The organism is uncultured Methylobacterium sp. (genome assembly GCF_964251405.1).
Taxonomy (GTDB): Bacteria; Pseudomonadota; Alphaproteobacteria; order Rhizobiales; family Beijerinckiaceae; genus Methylobacterium.
Window position 1 is genome coordinate 15,731 of record NZ_CAXUJR010000013.1, and the last position, 16,069, is coordinate 31,799.

13 protein-coding genes are annotated in these 16,069 nt (G+C 70.0%); 4 read left to right on the top strand and 9 right to left on the bottom strand.

Features of this window, described 5'->3' with window-relative positions; translation table 11 throughout:
- Positions 1 to 227 precede the first annotated feature (227 nt).
- The 3 genes from speG to apaG are packed head-to-tail and all read right to left on the bottom strand — an operon-like array spanning position 228 to position 2,378.
- Positions 228 to 812, bottom strand: a complete 585-nt coding sequence (gene speG, locus ACFE7U_RS04145) for a spermidine N1-acetyltransferase (protein WP_375408468.1) — start codon at positions 810 to 812, stop codon at positions 228 to 230.
- On the bottom strand, positions 809 to 1,981 hold the full coding sequence (gene argE, locus ACFE7U_RS04150) for an acetylornithine deacetylase (RefSeq protein WP_375408469.1): 1,173 nt from the start codon (positions 1,979 to 1,981) through the stop codon (positions 809 to 811). Before argE ends, speG begins: the two co-directional genes overlap by 4 nt.
- A gap of 4 nt (positions 1,982 to 1,985) precedes the next feature.
- Entirely contained in the window at positions 1,986 to 2,378 is a 393-nt protein-coding gene (gene apaG / locus ACFE7U_RS04155) for a Co2+/Mg2+ efflux protein ApaG (RefSeq protein ID WP_375408470.1), read from the bottom strand.
- 254 nt (positions 2,379 to 2,632) lie between these two features.
- On the opposite strand from apaG, the gene ACFE7U_RS04160 reads away from it, so the two are divergent.
- Both ACFE7U_RS04160 and ACFE7U_RS04165 read left to right on the top strand, forming a co-directional pair.
- Positions 2,633 to 3,064 carry a hypothetical protein gene (locus tag ACFE7U_RS04160; RefSeq protein WP_375408471.1) on the top strand — a complete coding sequence of 144 codons (432 nt, stop codon included), beginning with the start codon at positions 2,633 to 2,635 and terminating at the stop codon, positions 3,062 to 3,064.
- Between the two features lie 106 nt (positions 3,065 to 3,170).
- The gene (locus ACFE7U_RS04165) at positions 3,171 to 4,268 is read left to right on the top strand and encodes a 2'-deoxycytidine 5'-triphosphate deaminase (protein ID WP_375408472.1); all 1,098 of its coding nucleotides are present in this window, start codon (positions 3,171 to 3,173) and stop codon (positions 4,266 to 4,268) included.
- Positions 4,269 to 4,277: 9 nt separating this feature from the next.
- On the opposite strand, the gene pgl is transcribed toward ACFE7U_RS04165, so the two are convergent.
- The 6 genes from pgl to ACFE7U_RS04195 all read right to left on the bottom strand — a co-directional run bounded on the left by pgl (position 4,278) and on the right by ACFE7U_RS04195 (position 13,939).
- Positions 4,278 to 5,000: a 6-phosphogluconolactonase gene (gene pgl / locus ACFE7U_RS04170; protein ID WP_375408473.1), complete on the bottom strand. Its 723-nt coding sequence runs from the start codon at positions 4,998 to 5,000 to the stop codon at positions 4,278 to 4,280.
- Between the two features lie 35 nt (positions 5,001 to 5,035).
- Complete coding sequence (gene gnd, locus ACFE7U_RS04175; protein WP_375408494.1) at positions 5,036 to 6,010, bottom strand: phosphogluconate dehydrogenase (NAD(+)-dependent, decarboxylating); 975 nt, start codon at positions 6,008 to 6,010, stop codon at positions 5,036 to 5,038.
- A 51-nt stretch (positions 6,011 to 6,061) separates the two neighbouring features.
- Entirely contained in the window at positions 6,062 to 8,911 is a 2,850-nt protein-coding gene (locus ACFE7U_RS04180) for a bifunctional transaldolase/phosoglucose isomerase (RefSeq protein WP_375408474.1), read from the bottom strand.
- 120 nt (positions 8,912 to 9,031) lie between these two features.
- Positions 9,032 to 11,107: a transketolase gene (tkt, locus tag ACFE7U_RS04185; RefSeq protein ID WP_375408475.1), complete on the bottom strand. Its 2,076-nt coding sequence runs from the start codon at positions 11,105 to 11,107 to the stop codon at positions 9,032 to 9,034.
- A 42-nt stretch (positions 11,108 to 11,149) separates the two neighbouring features.
- Entirely contained in the window at positions 11,150 to 13,027 is a 1,878-nt protein-coding gene (locus ACFE7U_RS04190) for a glycoside hydrolase family 15 protein (RefSeq protein WP_375408476.1), read from the bottom strand.
- Between the two features lie 144 nt (positions 13,028 to 13,171).
- On the bottom strand, positions 13,172 to 13,939 hold the full coding sequence (locus ACFE7U_RS04195) for a hypothetical protein (RefSeq protein ID WP_375408477.1): 768 nt from the start codon (positions 13,937 to 13,939) through the stop codon (positions 13,172 to 13,174).
- 212 nt (positions 13,940 to 14,151) lie between these two features.
- Between ACFE7U_RS04195 and ACFE7U_RS04200 the strand changes: the two genes are divergently transcribed.
- Together ACFE7U_RS04200 and ACFE7U_RS04205 are read left to right on the top strand one after the other, a co-directional pair.
- Complete coding sequence (locus tag ACFE7U_RS04200; RefSeq protein ID WP_375408478.1) at positions 14,152 to 14,739, top strand: ANTAR domain-containing response regulator; 588 nt, start codon at positions 14,152 to 14,154, stop codon at positions 14,737 to 14,739.
- On the top strand, positions 14,736 to 15,755 hold the full coding sequence (locus ACFE7U_RS04205; protein WP_375408479.1) for a CmpA/NrtA family ABC transporter substrate-binding protein: 1,020 nt from the start codon (positions 14,736 to 14,738) through the stop codon (positions 15,753 to 15,755). The genes ACFE7U_RS04200 and ACFE7U_RS04205 overlap by 4 nt, the downstream gene beginning before the upstream one ends.
- Positions 15,756 to 16,069 lie beyond the last annotated feature (314 nt).

A 16,069-nucleotide genomic window follows, 5' to 3' on the forward strand; every position in this document is an offset into this window, starting at 1 on the left:
GGGCGGTGCCGGCGGTGCGGCGGGTGGTGGTTCGGCTGGCAGCAGCCGCAACTGATCGCGTCTCGATCAAGCCAGGGGGCGGCTCAACGGCCGCCCCTTTTCTCGATATGTATCGATCTCGCCCCGGCTTCCTGACTGATGGGGCTGGTCGAGGTCCTGTCTCGGACGCCCGCAGCGACGCGGAGGGCAGTCGAGGGCTGACCGACCGATCTCCCAGGCCTTGCCCGTCAGCTCTTGAGCACCGGCTCGGCGATGTCGCCGCCACCCCGTCTCGCCAGATAGGCCGGCTGGAACAGGCACATGCGCACCGCGTCGCGGTACTTGCCGTTGACGAAGAACTCGTCCTTGAGGATGCCCTCGGGCTCGAAGCCGCAGCGCTCGTAGATGCGCACCGCCCGCGCGTTGTCGCGGTCGACATGCAGGTAGAGCTTGTGGATGTTGAGCACGCTGAAGGCGTAGTCCATCGCGATCCGGGTGGCGCGAGGCGCGTAGCCCTGCCCCTGGAAGGCCGGGTGGATCGCGATCTGGAACTCGCAGCGCCGGTGCAGGTGATTGATCTCCACGAGCTCGACGAGGCCGGCGGGATCGCCCTCCGAATTGGCGATGATGAAGCGCCGCTCGGTCTGGTTATGGATGTTGCGCTCGTAGAGCTGCGCCAGTTCGGCGAAGGACTCGTAGGCCTCTTCGAACCAGTAGCGCATGATGCTGTCGTTGTTGTTGAGCTGATGCACGAACATCAGGTCCTCGCGCTCCAGCGGCCGCAGCTTGACCGGCCCGTCGGCCGCGATGGTGCGGGGCGTGACGGTTCTCATGGAGCACCGCATTCGCCGATGAGGCGGCGCATGAAGCCGGCCCCCGAATCCAGTGCAGCGAGGGTGATGTATTCGTCGGGCTGGTGCGCCTGGTCGATCGATCCCGGCCCGCAGACCACGGTGGGGATGCCCGCCTCCTGGAAGCGCCCCGCCTCCGTCGCATAGGGCACCGAGATCGTGTGGTTGCGCCCCGCCAGCCGCAGGGCGAGCCGTTCGGCCTCGGAGCCCGGCTCCGGCGCGAGGCCCGGCACCGCCACCTCCTCCACGGTCTCGATCCGCCCGAACTCGCCGTAGCGGTTGAGGCGCTCGCGGGTCACGGCGGCGACCTTGGCGGCGAAGAGCGCCGGGATCTCGCCCATGTCGAGGTCGGGCAGGCCGCGGAACTCCCAGTGGAAGGTGCAGACCTTGGGCAGGATGTTGCGCGCCGTGCCGCCCGCGATCGTGCCGACATGTACCGTCGTGGCCGGGGGGTCGAACCGGCCCGAGGCATCGCCGCGCGCGATCATCGCGTCGGCGATGCGGTTGAGTTCCGAAACGAGGTCGGCCGCCGCCATCACGGCGTTGGCGCCGAGCATCGGCTTGGCCGAATGGGCTTCGTGGCCGTGAACGGTGGTGTGATAGGTGACGATGCTCTTGTGGGCATCGGCCACCTCCATGCCGGTGGGCTCGCCAACGATGACGGCGCCGGGCCGAGGCAGGTCGGCCCCGAACCGCGCGATGGTGTCGGCAACGCCGAGGCAGGTCGTCTCCTCGTCGTAGGACAGGAGGATGTGGATCGGCCGCCGAAGGTCGGCGGCGAGCGCATCCGGCACGGCGGCGAGCGCCAGGGCGCAGAAGCCCTTCATGTCGACCGCACCCCGGCCATAGGCGCGGCCGTCGGCGATTCTCAGCGCGAAGGGGTCGGTGGTCCAGGCCTGGCCCGCGACCGGCACCACGTCGGTATGGCCCGAGAGCACGATGCCGCCATCGACCATCGGGCCGATCGTCGCAAACACGGCAGCCTTGTCGCCCGCCGCGTTCGGAACGCGGACGAACGGCACGTCCCACCCCTCGAGATAGTCGCAGACGACGTCCATCAGGGCGAGGTTGGGCTTCGAGCTCTCGGTGTCGAACGAAACCAGGCGTTCGAGGAGTTCGAGATGCGTCAACCGCTGCCCGCGCCGGGACATCGGCTCAGTGGACGCTGCGGCGGACGTGCGGCGAGTCGAGGGAGAAGGCCGGGATCTCGGCCTCGAAGCTCTCGCCGGCATTGGTCGCCATGGTGTAGCTCCCGGCCATCAGGCCGTCGGGCGTCGTGAGCGGGCAGCCGCTGGTGTAGCTGAACGATTCCCCGGGCTCGAGCACCGGCTGCTTGCCGACGACGCCGGCACCGCGGACTTCCTGGCAAGTGCCGCGCCCATCGATGATGCGCCAGTGGCGCGAGCGCAGCTGGACCTGCTCGGAACCGTTGTTCACGATCTCGACGGTGTAGGCGAAGAAGTAGCGGCTCTCGCTCGGCGAGGATTCCTCCTCGACGAAGCGGGGCTGGACGGTCACGCTGATGCCGCGCGTCTGGGCCTTGTACATCGCCGTGAACGGCCTCCCTGGCCGGCATGATCCGGTCGCGCGCCGGAGATCGTCGATGGCCGCGCGACAGGTGGTCGGTGCCGTGGTACGTGCCCTCGAAAACCGCGTCAATCGCGGCGAAGACCCTAGGTTCAACGCCGCGGATCCCGCGTCCGCACTCCGTTCGGCCGGCCAAGGAAATCCGGTGCCGCCGTCATCGGAAGCGGCCTTCGCCGCCCATCCGGCACCGTCCATCGCCAAGGAACCTCCAGCCCATGGTCGACAAGACCCTGGCCGCATCGATGCCCGCGTCACGCAAGACCCCGGTCGGCGCCGTTCTCGCCGGGCTCGGCCTCGCAGCGCTCGCGATCGCCTACGCCTGGGCCGATGCGGAGGCGAATGCCTGGGCCGCGGCTGCCTTGATCGCGGCCCTGGGCCTCGACGGGCTCGGGCGGATCGCCGGACGGAGCGCGCTCGGCCGCAGTCCCGCCCCGCGCGGCGTCGCCCTCCCGTCCCTCGTTCTGGCCTCGGAACGGGGGCTGCTCGCGGTCGCATTCCTGTTCGTCGCCGGCCTCCTGTTCTGGCAGGACGGCTTCGCCGTTCTCGCCAGCCTGCTCGCCGGGCTGCTGGCGATGGGCGGGATCGCGCGCCTCGCCATCGCGCGGGTCGTGCTCGCCGGCGAGGCGGCAGACGATGCCGAGACTTAAGAACCCCCGAGGCAATTGACTTCACCTCGACTTGTGCGTTCTGGCAGACCACGATCCGGGCGGCATCGATGGCACGGACAGGCGGGACGGGAACGCGGCTTTCGAGATGGACACCACGCGCGATTTCGATCATCGGCCCGGCATCCTCTCGGCGCAGGGCATCGCCGCACTGACGCGAGACGGCGGCATCCTGCCGGCAAGCCCCTACGCGTCCGATCAGATCCAGCCCGCGAGCCTCGACCTGCGCCTCGGCACGCGGGTCTACCGGGTGCGCACCAGCTTCCTGCCGGGCACGCGCCCGGTCTCGGCCTGCATCGCGGCCTTCGCCCTGCACGAGATCGACCTGCGCCCGGGCGCGGTGCTGGAGACCGGCTGCGTCTACATCGCCGAGTTGCAGGAGGGGCTGGCCCTTCCCGCCGACATCTCGGCCGGTGCCAACCCGAAGAGCTCGACGGGGCGCATCGACGTCTTCACCCGGGTCATCACCGACCGCGGCGCGGCCTTCGACCAAGTCGAGGCCGGCTATCGCGGCCCTCTCTACGCCGAGATCTCGCCGCGCACCTTCCCGGTCATGGTGCGCACCGGCTCGCGCCTGTCGCAGATCCGGTTCCGGCGCGGCGAGGTCCGCCTGACCGACGGTGAACTCACCGCCCTGCACGAGCGCTCAGCCCTGGTCAGCGCCGCTCTGCCGTCCTTCCAGGGAGGGGTCGCGGTGTCGGTGGACCTCTCCGGGTTCGACGGGCTGATCGGTTACCGGGCGCGGCGCCATACCGGCCTCGTCGACGTCGATGCCCCGGGCAAGCACAGGGTGGCGGATTTCTGGGAGCCCCTGGCCACCGACGGGTCGCGGGCGCTGATCCTCGATCCGGGCCAGTTCTACATCCTCGCCTCGAAGGAGGCCGTCCAGGTCCCCCCGGACCACGCCGCCGAGATGGTGCCGTTCGATCCGCTGGTGGGCGAGTTCCGTGTGCATTACGCGGGCTTCTTCGATCCCGGCTTCGGCTATGCCGGTGCCGGCGGGTCGGGGGCGCGGGCGGTCCTCGAGGTGCGCTCGCGCGACGTACCGTTCCTGCTGGAGGACGGGCAGGTGGTCGGCCGCCTCGTCTACGAGCGCATGGCCGAGGTGCCCGAGACCCTCTACGGCGCCGGGGCCGGCTCGAACTACCAGGCGCAGGGGCTGAAGCTGTCGAAGCACTTCGCCTGAGGCGAAGCCTCACGCGCCCGCGGCGGCGCGGTCGACGAACCAGAGCGGGCTTCCGCCGATCCGGCCGACCGGTAGGTCTTCTCCTTGCGACAGCCGCGCGAGCGGATCCTGCTTGCCCGCCCCGCTCACGAGGAACAGGACGGACCGGGCCGAGGCCAGGACCGGATAGGTGAGGGTGACGCGCGGCACGAACGGCGTCATCCCGGCCTCCGGCACGGCGGCGGCCCAGGCTCGCGTCTCGTCGAGGGCGGCCTTGCCCGGAAACAGCGAGGCGATGTGGCCGTCCTCGCCGAGCCCGAGCAGGACGAGGTCGAAGAGCGGCCGGGCGGGGTCGAGCGTCTCGGCGCCGTAGAAGGCCTTGAGCGTCGCCTCGTAGCGGCGGGCTCCGGCCTCGGGGCCGTCCGCCGTCGGGATCGGGTGCAGGTGCGTCTCCGGGATCGGGGAGGGCGTCCCGAAGGCCTCGCGGACCATGCGGACATTGCTCAAGGGATCGTCCCAGGGCACGGCCCGGTCGTCGCCGAAGAACCAGTGCAGGCGCGACCAGGGCAGGGTGGCGTAGTCCGGCCGGGCCAGGAGGGTGTAGAGGCGCTTGGGCGTCGATCCGCCCGACAGGCATACGGCGAAGCGCTGGTTCGGCGCGTCCTCGCACAGGGTCCTGAGGTGCCCTGCGGCGGCCCGAGCCACCGCCTCGCCGTCGTCGAACACCGTCGTATTTTCGGGGAGCCGGATCATCGAAGCACCTCGCCGGTCTGACGTGGTCTCGGTCGTCACTTCGGTTCTTGGTGACCGCCGAAACCTTTTCGCATGGCCGAAAGCAGCTTGTCCGCGTAGGACGCGTCCTCTCGCGAGCGGAAGCGGGCGTAGAGGGCGGCAGAGAGCACGTTGGCCGGCACCGACTCCTCGATCGCGGCGTTCAGCGTCCAGCGGCCCTCGCCGGAATCGGCCACGAAGCCGGAGAAGGATTCCAGATTCTCGTCGCCCGCGAGTGCACTCGCGGTGAGGTCGAGGAGCCAGGACGAGACCACGCTGCCGCGCCGCCAGACCTCCGCGATATCGCCGATGTTCAGGTCGAAGCGCTGGCTCTCGGCCAGGTCCGTCGAGTCGGCGTGCCTCAGGATGTCGAAGCCCTCGGCATAGGCCTGCATCAGCCCGTACTCGATGCCGTTATGGACCATCTTGACGAAGTGGCCGGCCCCGCTCGGCCCGGCATGGATGTAGCCCTGCTCGGCGCGCGGGTCGCGGTCCTCGCGGCCCGGCGTCCTCGGGATGGTGCCTGGGCCCGGCGCCAGGGTCTTGAAGATGGGGTCGAGGCGGTCGAGGGCGGCGGTATCGCCGCCGATCATCATGCAGTAGCCGCGTTCCAGCCCCCAAACCCCGCCGGAGGTGCCGACATCGACGTAGTGGATGCCCTTGGGCTTCAACTCGGCGGCGCGGCGGATGTCGTCCTTGTAGAAGGAGTTGCCGCCATCGATGACAATGTCGTCGAGGACCATCAGGCCTGCGAGGGCCTGGACGGTGGCCTCGGTGATCTCGCCCGCCGGCAGCATGACCCAGGCGGCGCGCGGGACCTCCAGCGCCCCGACGAGTTCTTCGAGGCTCGCGGCGCCGACCGCTCCCTCCGCGACGAGGGTGGCCACGGCCCCCTGATCCCGGTCGAACACGACCGCCGTGTGCCCGTCCCGCAGAAGCCGCCGGACGATGTTGCCGCCCATCCGGCCGAGCCCGATCATGCCGAGTTGCATTATTGGTCTCCACATTCATTCCCCTCCCCCTTGCGGGGAGGGAAGTGCGCATCACGCCACGGCCGCCTTCACGGCCGCGGCGATGCGCTTCAGCCCCGCCTCGACGTCGCCGCCCTTGATATGCACCCGCAGAGCCCGCCGGCCGCGCTCGGCCAGCACCGCGAAATCACCCCGCGCCTGCGCGGCGATCACGGTGCCGAAGCCGAGCTTGCGCCCGGGAATCGCGAGGTCCTGCGACGGGTCGGCGGTGATCTGCAGGAACACGCCGGTATCGGGGCCGCCCTTGTAGGCCTGGCCCGTCGAGTGAAGGAAGCGCGGCCCGAATTCGAGGCAAGTCGCGACCCGGCGGGTGTCGCGCAACCGCACGCGGGCCTCCTGCAGGACAGCCCGATGAGCCTCGTTGCGCGCCACGTAGGCGAGGAACGCGACGTAGTCGCCGTCCTTGATCCGCCCGAGATGCGCCTTGATCGCGGCCTCGAACCCGTCCGCCGATCGCAGGGCGTCGGCGTTCGCCGCATCCGCGTACAGCGCGATGGTCTCGTCGGAGAAGAGCGGCGTCTCGCTCGGCAGCGCGCCGTCTCGCTCGGCAGCGTCGAACAGCTTCTTCGTCTCGATCTTGCTCGCCTCAACGTCGGGCTGGTCGAAGGGATTGATGCCGAGCATCGCACCCGCCACCGCGGTGGCCATCTCGAAGCGGAAGAATTCCTGCGGCAGCTGCTCGGCATTGTCGAGGCACAGATGGACGACCGGGTGGCCCTCGCGTTCGAGGTTGCGCACGGCCTCGTCCTGGTGCGGGTCGGCGCGCCCATCGAGGCGCAGGTAGACGAAGAAGCGGTCGCGGCCATAGACGGCGGGCACGTCGACGGGCTCGCCGTCGACGGGGATCACGCCCTTGCCCGCCTTGCCGGTGGATTCGGCGATGAGCTGCTCGGCCCAGGCCCCGAAGGTGTCGATGCCCGGCGAGGCGATGAAGGTGACCTTGTCGCGACCGGCATGGAGGGCCGCGGCCCCCATGGCGGTGCCGAGCAGCACGCCGGGGTTCTGGGCCGGCGGCACGGCCGGGCCGCAGGAGCGGACCATGATCCGGGCCGTGTCGAGGAAGGCCTTCACGTCGATGCCCGAGGCCGCCGCCGGCACGAGGCCGAAGGCGGACAGCACGGAGTAGCGCCCGCCGATCTGCTTCACCCCGTAGAAGATCTTGCGGAAGCCGTCGGCCTTGGCGGCGGCCTCCATCGCCGAGCCCGGATCGGTCACGGCCACGAAATGCCGGCCGGCCTTATCCCCGACCACGGCCTTCATCCGGCCGAGGAAGTAGTCCCGGAACACGTTGGGCTCCAGGGTCGAGCCGGACTTGCTCGCCACGATGAACAAGGTGGTCGGGAGGGTCACCGCCGCCTCGACGGCGCGGACCTCGTCCGGGTCCGTGGAATCGAGGATGCGCAGCTTCGGAAAGCCCTCGCGCGGGCCGTAGGTCTCGGCGAGCACCTCGGGGCCGAGGCTCGATCCGCCCATGCCGAGCACGACAAGGTCGGTGAAGCCGCCCGCGCGCACCTCGTCGGCGAAGGCCTCGTAGTCGGAGACATGCGCGAGCTCGTCCTCGACGATGCGCAGCCAGGCGAGCCACCGGTCCTCGTCGGCCCCGCTCCAGAGGGTCCTGTCGCGCGCCCAGAGGCGGCGGATCGCTCCGGACACCCGCCAGGATTCTACGGCCTTGGCGGCCTGGGCGCCGAGCGCGTCGCCGAGCACCAGGGTCTGACGATCGAGCTTGGCTCCGAGGAAACCGGCGCGCTTGGCAGCCACCGCGCCGAGCAGCTTGTCGGCCGCGTCGATGAAGAGCTGCACGCCCTCATCGACGAGTTGCTTTGCGACGGCGTCGATGTCGATCCCGGCCTTGGCCAGCCGCGCCATCGCGGCCTCGGCAGCCGCGACGTCCCGCTCGATGGCGGGGCGAACGGTGCCGTGGTCGCGGAACGCGTCCATGGTAGCGGGCGGCATGGTGTTGACGGTGTCGCGGCCGATCAGCTCCTCGACGTAGAGGACGTCCGAATAGGCCTTGTTCTTGGTGCCCGTGGAGGCCCAGAGCAGGCGCTGCGCCTTGGCACCCTTGGCCGCCAGCGCCTGCCATCGAGGCTCCGCGAAGATCCGCTTGTAGCGCTGGTAGGCGAGCCGGGCGTTGGCGATCGCGACCTTGCCCTTGAGGGCGGCGAGCGCCGCCTTCTCATCGGAGTCGTTGGCCTCCGCGATCTTGGCATCCAACGCCTTGTCCACCGCGACGTCGATGCGGCTGATGAAGAAGCTCGCCACGCTCGCAACCCTGGAGACGTCGCCGCCCTTCTCCGCCAGCTCCTCGAGACCGGCCACGAACGCGCGGGCGACCTCCTCGTAGGCATCCTGCCCGAACAACAGGGTGACGTTGATGCTGATCCCTTCCGCCGTGAGCGCCCGGATCGCCGGGATCCCGGCAGGGGTGGCCGGCACCTTGACCATCAGGTTGTCGCGGGCGACCGCCTGGTGGAGGCGGCGGGCCTCCTCCAGGGTGTCCTCTGTGCTCAGCGCGAGATACGGCGACACTTCGAGGCTGACATAGCCGTCGGCGCCGTCGCTCGCCTCGTAGACGGGGCGAAGCACGTCCGCCGCGGCCTGGATGTCGGCGATCGCGCAGCCCTCGTAGAGGTCGATCACCCGGCTGTCGCCGCCATCCATCACCGCCTTGAGGGCGCCGTCGTATTCGGCGGAGTCGCCGATCGCCTTCTCGAAGATGGAGGGGTTCGAGGTGACTCCGCGCAGGCCATCGTCGTCGACGAGGGCCTTCAGCCGGCCGTCCGCGATGAAGCCGCGGGCGACGAAGTCGAGCCACACGGCCTGGCCCTGTTCGGGGAAGAGTGCCTTGAGCGGGTTCATGCCGGTCTCCTCGTCGTTTGTAACGTGGCGCAACTTCGGGTGTTGCGCGCCTCTCTTCCCCCACAGATATCGGGCTCGCCCGACATCTCCTCCCCGCAGGGGGGGAGGGGAACGGCAGCCCTACCGCTTGTGCTTGGCGATCTGGTCGCGCGCGGCCTGCAGCACCTTCTCCGGCGTGAAGCCGAACTTGGTCTGCAGGTCCTTGATCGGCGCCGACGACCCGAAGGTCGACATGCCGATGATCGCGCCGGCCGATCCGGCATAGCGGTCCCAACCGATCACCGAGCCCTGCTCGACGGCGACGCGGGCCAGCACCTCCGGCACCAGCACGGCGTTACGGTACGCCTCGTCCTGGCGCTCGAACAGGTCCCAGGACGGCATCGAGACGACGCGCGCCTTCACGCCTTCGGAGGTGAGCGCCTCGTAGGCGCCGACGCAAAGCTGGACCTCGCTGCCGGTGCCGATGAGGATCACGTCGGGCGTACCGTCGCAATCGGCAAGGACGTAGGCGCCCTTGGCCACGCCGGCGGCGCTGGCGAATTTGGCGCGGTCGAGTGTCGGAAGCGGCTGCCGGCTCAGCGCCAGCACCGCCGGCTGGTTCTTGAGCCCGAGGATGACCCGATAGGCTTCGGCGACCTCGTTGGCGTCGGCCGGGCGTAAGGTCACGAGGCCGGGAATGCACCGCAGGGACAGGAGCTGCTCCACCGGCTGGTGAGTCGGCCCGTCCTCGCCCACACCGATCGAGTCGTGCGTGAAGACGTGGAAGACCGGCAGCTCCATCAGGGCCGCGAGGCGGATCGGCGGGCGCATGTAGTCGGCGAAGACCAGGAAGGTCGCCCCGTAGGCGCGCAGGCCCACGAGCCCGAGGCCGTTCACGATCGAGCCCATGGCGTGCTCGCGCACCCCGTAATGGATGTTGCGTCCGCCCGGATCGAAGGGCGAGAGCGTGCCGGCGCCTTCGAATTCGAGCTTGGTCTTGTTCGAGGGCGCAAGATCCGCCGATCCGCCAAGGAGATGGGGCACGTTCTTGGCAATCGCGTTGAGCACTTTGCCGGACGACTCGCGCGTCGCCATGCCCTTGGCATCGGCGGGAAACACCGGGATCTCGCTGTCCCATCCCTCCGGCAGGCGGCCCTCGTGGATCGCGGCGATCTCTTCCGCCAGAGCCGGATCGGACGCCTTGGCCTCGGCCAGGAAGCCAGTCCAATCGGCGTAGAGCGCGGCACCGCGCTCACCGATCCCGCTCCGAAAATTCTCCACGACGCCGTCGGGAACCAGGAACTGGGCGTCCTCCGGCCAGCCATAGGCGCGTTTCGCACCCTTGACCTCGTCCTCTCCGAGCGGGTCGGAATGGGCCTTGGCGGTGTTCTGCTTCTTCGGGGCGCCGTAGCCGATGATCGAGTTGACGATGATCAGCGTCGGCCGGTCGCTGGACTGGAGGAAGGTCTCCAGCGCGGCCGAGATCGCATGGACGTCGTTGGCGTCGGCCACCCGCAGCACCTGCCAGCCATAGGCGAGGAAGCGTGTCGCGACCTCCTCGCCGAAGGCGAGCTCGGTATGACCTTCGATGGTGATGGTGTTGTTGTCGTAGATCCAGCACAGGTTCGACAGGCGAAGGTGGCCGGCGATCGAGGCGGCTTCCGACGCGACGCCCTCCATGAGGTCGCCGTCCGAGCAGATCGCGTAGACGTTGAAGTCGAACAGCGGCAGGTCGTCCCGGTTGAGCCGCTCGCCGAGGAAGCGCCCGCCCATCGCCATGCCGACGGAGTTGGCCACGCCCTGGCCCAGCGGCCCGGTGGTGGTCTCGACGCCGGTGGTGAAGTGGTATTCAGGATGACCCGGCGTGCGGCTGTCGAGCTGCCGGAAGTTCTTGAGGTCGTCGATGGTCAGCGCCGGCTCGTTGCCGCCGTCGGTCTGCGCGACGCCTGCGAGATGCACCAGCGCGTAGAGCAGCATCGAGGCGTGGCCGGCCGAGAGCACGAAGCGGTCGCGATTCGGCCAATGCGGATGGGCCGGATCGTAGCGCAGGTAGCGGTTCCACAGGGTGTAGGCGACGGGCGCCAGCGCCATCGGCGCGCCGGCATGGCCGGAATTGGCCTTCTGCACCGCATCGATCGCCAGGGTCCGGATCGTGTCGATCGAGAGTTTGTCGATCTCGCTCAAGGTGCCCGTAGGCTTGGTGTCGGCTCCGCTCATCGTGTCGTCTTCCTGTTGTCGGGCGCGAGGCCTCAGGGGGCCTTAAGCGCGTGGCGGCCCGGCCGCGATATCCTGTCGTGCGAGGCTCCGCTCCGGGAGCCCGCCGCGGGCGTCCGACTCGGCCGCGCCTGCGCTGCGCTCCTTGGCAGGTCCTTGGGCACGCGCATAGTTCAGGATCGTGTTCACGAGCGTGACGTGGCTGAATGCCTGAGGGAAATTTCCCACGAGGCGCCCGGCCTCGACGTCGTACTCCTCCGAGAGGAGCCCGAGATCGGTGGCCAGTCCCACCAGCCGCTCGATCATCTCCCGCGCCTCCTCGCAGCGGCCGAGGCCGATGAGGTTGTCGGCGTACCAGAAGCTGCAGGGCAGGAAGGCGCCCTCGCCGCCGGGAAGGCCATCGGTGGTCTGCCCCTCGGTGTCGTAGCGCAGAACGAGGCCGTCGCGCATCAGGGTCCGGCCGATCGCCGCGACGGTACCGACGACGCGGGGATCGTGCTGTGGCAGGAAGCCCATATGGGCGATGAGCAGCAAGCTCGCATCGAGGCTCTTGGACCCGTAGGACTGCACGAAGCTGTTCAGCGCGGGGTCGAACCCCTTCTCGCACACCTCGTCGTGGATGCGGGCGCGGATCTCGCGCCAGCGCTCGACCGGCCCATCAGGAGCGTGACCCTCCTCGAAGGAGCGGATCGCCCGATCGAAGGCGACCCAGGCCATGACCTTGGAATGTACGAAGTGCCTGCGGCCGCCGCGCACCTCCCAGATGCCCTCGTCGGGCTCGGTCCACACCTTCTCGAGGTGGCGCAGGAGCGCGAGGCCGACCCGCCAGCCGTTGGGGTCGCCGAGCAGTCCGCGCTGGCGGGCCTGGTAGAGCGCGTCGAAGATCTCGCCGTAGACGTCGAGCTGGAACTGGCCGATCGCCGCGTTGCCGATCCGCACCGGCTTCGAGCCCTCGTAGCCGGGCAGCCAGTCGAGCTCGATCTCCGGCAGCAGGCGCTCTCCGGCGATGCCGTAGAGGATGTGCGCCTGCTCCGGGTTGCCGGCCACGGCCCGCACCAGCCAGTCGCGCCAGGCCCGCGCCTCGTCGAGGTAGCCGCCGTCCATGAGGGCGATCAGCGTGAAGGTCGAATCGCGCAGCCAGCAATAGCGGTAGTCCCAGTTGCGCACGCCGCCGAGCTGTTCCGGCAACGAGGTGGTGGGGGCCGCGACGATGCCGCCGGTCGGGTGGTAGATCAGCGCCTTCAGGGTCAGGAGCGAGCGCTGCAGGATCGCGTCCCAGGGCGTGTTGCGGGCGCAACGCATCGACCAGTCGCGCCAGTGGCGGTCGGTCTCGAACAGCACCTTGCGGGGCTCGATCGGCCGCGGGTCGTCCTCGTGCGAGGGTCCGTAGCTCAAGGTGAAGGCGACGCTCTCGCCGGCGGCGACCGTGAAGGTGGAGACGGTGGTCTGGTTCTCGCCGCGCAGAGGCGCCGGGGTGCGCAGCACGAGCTTGTGGGGTCCCGAGATGGCGCGAAGGTCGCCGAGCTCGTTGTGGGACACCCAGGGCACGGCGAGCCCATAGTCGAACCGCACGGAGAGCCGCATCCGCATCTCCACGGAGCCGGTCACCCCCTCGACGAGGCGCACGAGGTGCGAACCGTCGTTCACCGGCATGTAGTCGGTTACCCGGACTTGGCCCGAGGCGGTCTCGTAGCAGGTCTCCAACACGAGGCTGCCGCTGCGGTACTGCCGGGACGGGACGGCGTCGGCATCGGACGGCGCGAGCTTCCAGAAGCCATGGTCCGGCGTACCGACGAGGGACGCGAAGCACGCGGCCGAGTCGAACCGCGGCCAGCACAGCCAATCGACGCTGCCGTCGCGACCGATCAGGGCCGCGGTGCGGCCGTCGCCGACGAGCGCGTAATCCTCGATCCGTCCTGCCATTCCGATCCTCGGCGCCGGCCGCGGCACCTCCCGGCGCACCAATGCCGCCCGTCCGCCCCACCTAGTTCGCGGGCATGGGGCGGTCCAGGCCGTCGGGACGAATCGCTAGGATGAATCCCCCGCCGGTCGGACGAATCCAGCGTCTCAGCGCAGGCCGCCGACGAGACCGGTGACGGCCTCGCACAGCGCCGTCGCCTCGGTGCCGATCGCGGCGGCTTCCGCGCCGAAAGCGGCGGCCTGCGATCCGACAAAGCCCACCGTCCGGCCCACCGTCCGCTGCAACACCCGGATCGTCGGCGCCAAGGTCGGCGCGAAGGGGAGGGCGCGATCGAACAAGCTCTCCTCGGGCGACGTCTGCTCAGACGAAGTCTGACCATGGAAGGCGGCCTTCACCGCATCGGCCTCGTTCCCGGCCGACGCGAACGGCCCGGCCTGGGCCGGTACGGGTGCCGTCCCCGCCGCGACATGCGGCCGACGCAGGAGCGCGGAGGCGGTGTGGATCGGGTCGTTCTCGCAGAGCGGGCCGGGGCAGCCGGATGGTGCCGGCCTGATGCGGACGATCCGTCTGGGCGGGCGCGCCTCGGCCCGTGCGACGACGAGGGTGGGTGCTTCGAGCGCCACAGGGAACACCGCCGCGAAGGCGAGGGCAGCGAGCGAGCGCGGTACCTCGGGGGTCGGGCGGGCCGGGTCGATACTCATCCGGGCCACCAGCGGCAGCGGCCGTGAAGACTCGGATGCGACGACGACGGGTCCGGCAGGCCCGGGTGCCGGCTCCGTCGAGTCCCAGCACAAGGCCCCGACGCCCAGGAGGGCGGCGACGAGGAGGGTCGGAAGGAAAGGCAGCGTCGCACCGGCCGTGGAGGCTCCGGAGAAACCGTCGGGCTCGGGGCACAATCGGTTCAATGCCGCCATCCCACCAGCCTCCGCGATCGTTTCCGCCGCATCGGATAACGCAGCCGGTTTGCGGCGGAAACGGGGCCGTTTGCTTGCGGAACGGTAACGGGCTCGGTTATCGCGGGGCCTGCCGACGCGGGCCTTGAGACGGCCGGGGCACGCCGCTTGCTCTGCAGCCCACACAGGTGGATCCGGTCGACGTCGTCCGATCCGCCCCCCGACGGCCCCCGATGACCGAGACCGCCCTCACCGTCGCCGTGATCGACCCGAGCCACGCCCGCGCCGCCATCCTGGAGGAGGGACTGCGGGCCGCGGGCGTGGGGCGCGTGGTGATCCTTCCCGACAGCGCCGACCTGCCGGCGCAGGTGGCGGCCCTGCAGCCCGACGTGGTGGTGATCCATCTGGAGAGCCCGAGCCGTGACATCCTCGAACAGATGTCGGGCCTGTCGCGCCACGTCGAGCGGCCGGTGGCGATGTTCGTCGACCGGTCGGACGTGCCGATGATGCAGGCCGCCATCGATGCGGGCATCTCGGCCTACGTCGTCGACGGGCTGCAGACGCAGCGGATCCGCTCGATCCTCGACATCGCGATCCTGCGCTTCAACGCCTTCGCGCGGCTGCAGCGCGAGCTGTCGGAGGCCCGCGGGGAATTGGCCGATCGCAAGCTCATCGAGCGCGCCAAGGGCATCCTGATGAGCGCGCGCTCCTTGAGCGAGGAGGAGGCCTACAGGATGATGCGGCGCAAGGCCATGAACGAGAAGCGCAGGATCGCGGACATCGCCCGCGCCGTCGTCACCGCCGCGGACATGCTCGGATGAGGCTCGAGATCGGATACGTGCCCCTCCTCGACGCCGCCGCGCTCATTGCCGCGGTGGAGCTCGGCTACTGCGCCGACGAGGGGCTGACGATCGAGCTCGTGCGCGAGCCGTCCTGGGCGACGCTGCGCGACAAGCTGGCGCTCGGCCATCTCGACGGGGCGCAGATGCTCGCACCCCTGGCGGTGGCGAGCGCGCTGGGGATCAGCGGCCTCCAGACGCCGCTGATCGTGCCGATCGCGCTCAACCTCAACGGCAACGCGGTCACCGTCTCGATGCCCGTCTTCGAGGCGATGGCGATCGCGGGCGACGAGGATGTCGGCACGGTGGCGAAGGCCTTCGCGGCCGCCGCCGCGCGCCGCGCCGCCGACGGGCGGCCCCTCATCATCGGCACCGTCCACCCGTTCTCCAGCCATACCTACCAGCTCCGGCGCTTTGCCGAGCTCGGCGGCCTCGACCTCGACGAGAGCCTCCGCCTCGTGGTGATCCCGCCGCCCCAGATCGCCGAGGCGCTGCAGCGCGAACTCATCGACGGCTTCTGCGTCGGCAGCCCCTGGACCAGCGTCGCGGCCGCCGCCGGCTACGGCCGGATCGTCGCGCTGGGCAGCGAGCTGATCCCGGATTGCCCGGAAAAGGTGCTGGCCCTGCCCGCCGGCGAGACGGAGGCGAGCGTACCCCTCGTCCGCGCCCTGCGCCGCGCCGGTTCTTGGTGTCAGGACGCCGACAACCGCGGGCAGCTGGCCTCCCTCCTGTCGCGGCCGGGCTATCTCGGCGTCGCCTCCGATCTGCTCCGGCGTGCGCTCGACGGCAGGCCCCTCTCCGGCCGCGACGCCTCGCTGAGGCTCGATCCGCGTTTCGTCGTTTTCGGCGGGGACGCGCAGCGGCCCGACCCATCGCATGCGCGATGGTGCCTCGATGCGATGCAGCGCGCCGGGCAGATCGATCCGACCGCCGCCTTTCTGGCCTCCGCAGCCGCGATCTACAGGGCCGATCTCTACGACGCCGCCGTTCCGGGCTGATCGACCGCGCTCCTCCGCCGGAATGCCCTTTTGCACGGCACGCCGGCACAATGCCTCTCTTGTGTGCAATGCAGCAGCGGATCTCGGACGTCCGAACCGTTCCGGCCGCGTCCGTCTCCAGGGCGGCGCATGGGCGGCAAATGGGCGATCTTGCTGCACCGCACGACGTTGGCACGCGACCTGCAAGCGTCCCTCCGTCCGTCAAAGGCGATGGACGTATCCGTCGGCAGAGCCGCTGACCCCGAGTCTTCCGTTGGCGCGCTCCGGCAGCTGCTGACGATCGGCGCTGGGCAGCGGTTTTTTGTTTGAACGTC

Coding starts and splice junctions, on each gene's coding strand:
- speG (WP_375408468.1), bottom strand. CDS start 812: ATGAGAACCGTCACGCCCCGCACCATCGCGGCCGACGGGCCGGTCAAG.
- argE (WP_375408469.1), bottom strand. CDS start 1,981: ATGTCCCGGCGCGGGCAGCGGTTGACGCATCTCGAACTCCTCGAACGC.
- apaG (WP_375408470.1), bottom strand. CDS start 2,378: ATGTACAAGGCCCAGACGCGCGGCATCAGCGTGACCGTCCAGCCCCGC.
- ACFE7U_RS04160 (WP_375408471.1), top strand. CDS start 2,633: ATGGTCGACAAGACCCTGGCCGCATCGATGCCCGCGTCACGCAAGACC.
- ACFE7U_RS04165 (WP_375408472.1), top strand. CDS start 3,171: ATGGACACCACGCGCGATTTCGATCATCGGCCCGGCATCCTCTCGGCG.
- pgl (WP_375408473.1), bottom strand. CDS start 5,000: ATGATCCGGCTCCCCGAAAATACGACGGTGTTCGACGACGGCGAGGCG.
- gnd (WP_375408494.1), bottom strand. CDS start 6,010: ATGCAACTCGGCATGATCGGGCTCGGCCGGATGGGCGGCAACATCGTC.
- ACFE7U_RS04180 (WP_375408474.1), bottom strand. CDS start 8,911: ATGAACCCGCTCAAGGCACTCTTCCCCGAACAGGGCCAGGCCGTGTGG.
- tkt (WP_375408475.1), bottom strand. CDS start 11,107: ATGAGCGGAGCCGACACCAAGCCTACGGGCACCTTGAGCGAGATCGAC.
- ACFE7U_RS04190 (WP_375408476.1), bottom strand. CDS start 13,027: ATGGCAGGACGGATCGAGGATTACGCGCTCGTCGGCGACGGCCGCACC.
- ACFE7U_RS04195 (WP_375408477.1), bottom strand. CDS start 13,939: ATGGCGGCATTGAACCGATTGTGCCCCGAGCCCGACGGTTTCTCCGGA.
- ACFE7U_RS04200 (WP_375408478.1), top strand. CDS start 14,152: ATGACCGAGACCGCCCTCACCGTCGCCGTGATCGACCCGAGCCACGCC.
- ACFE7U_RS04205 (WP_375408479.1), top strand. CDS start 14,736: ATGAGGCTCGAGATCGGATACGTGCCCCTCCTCGACGCCGCCGCGCTC.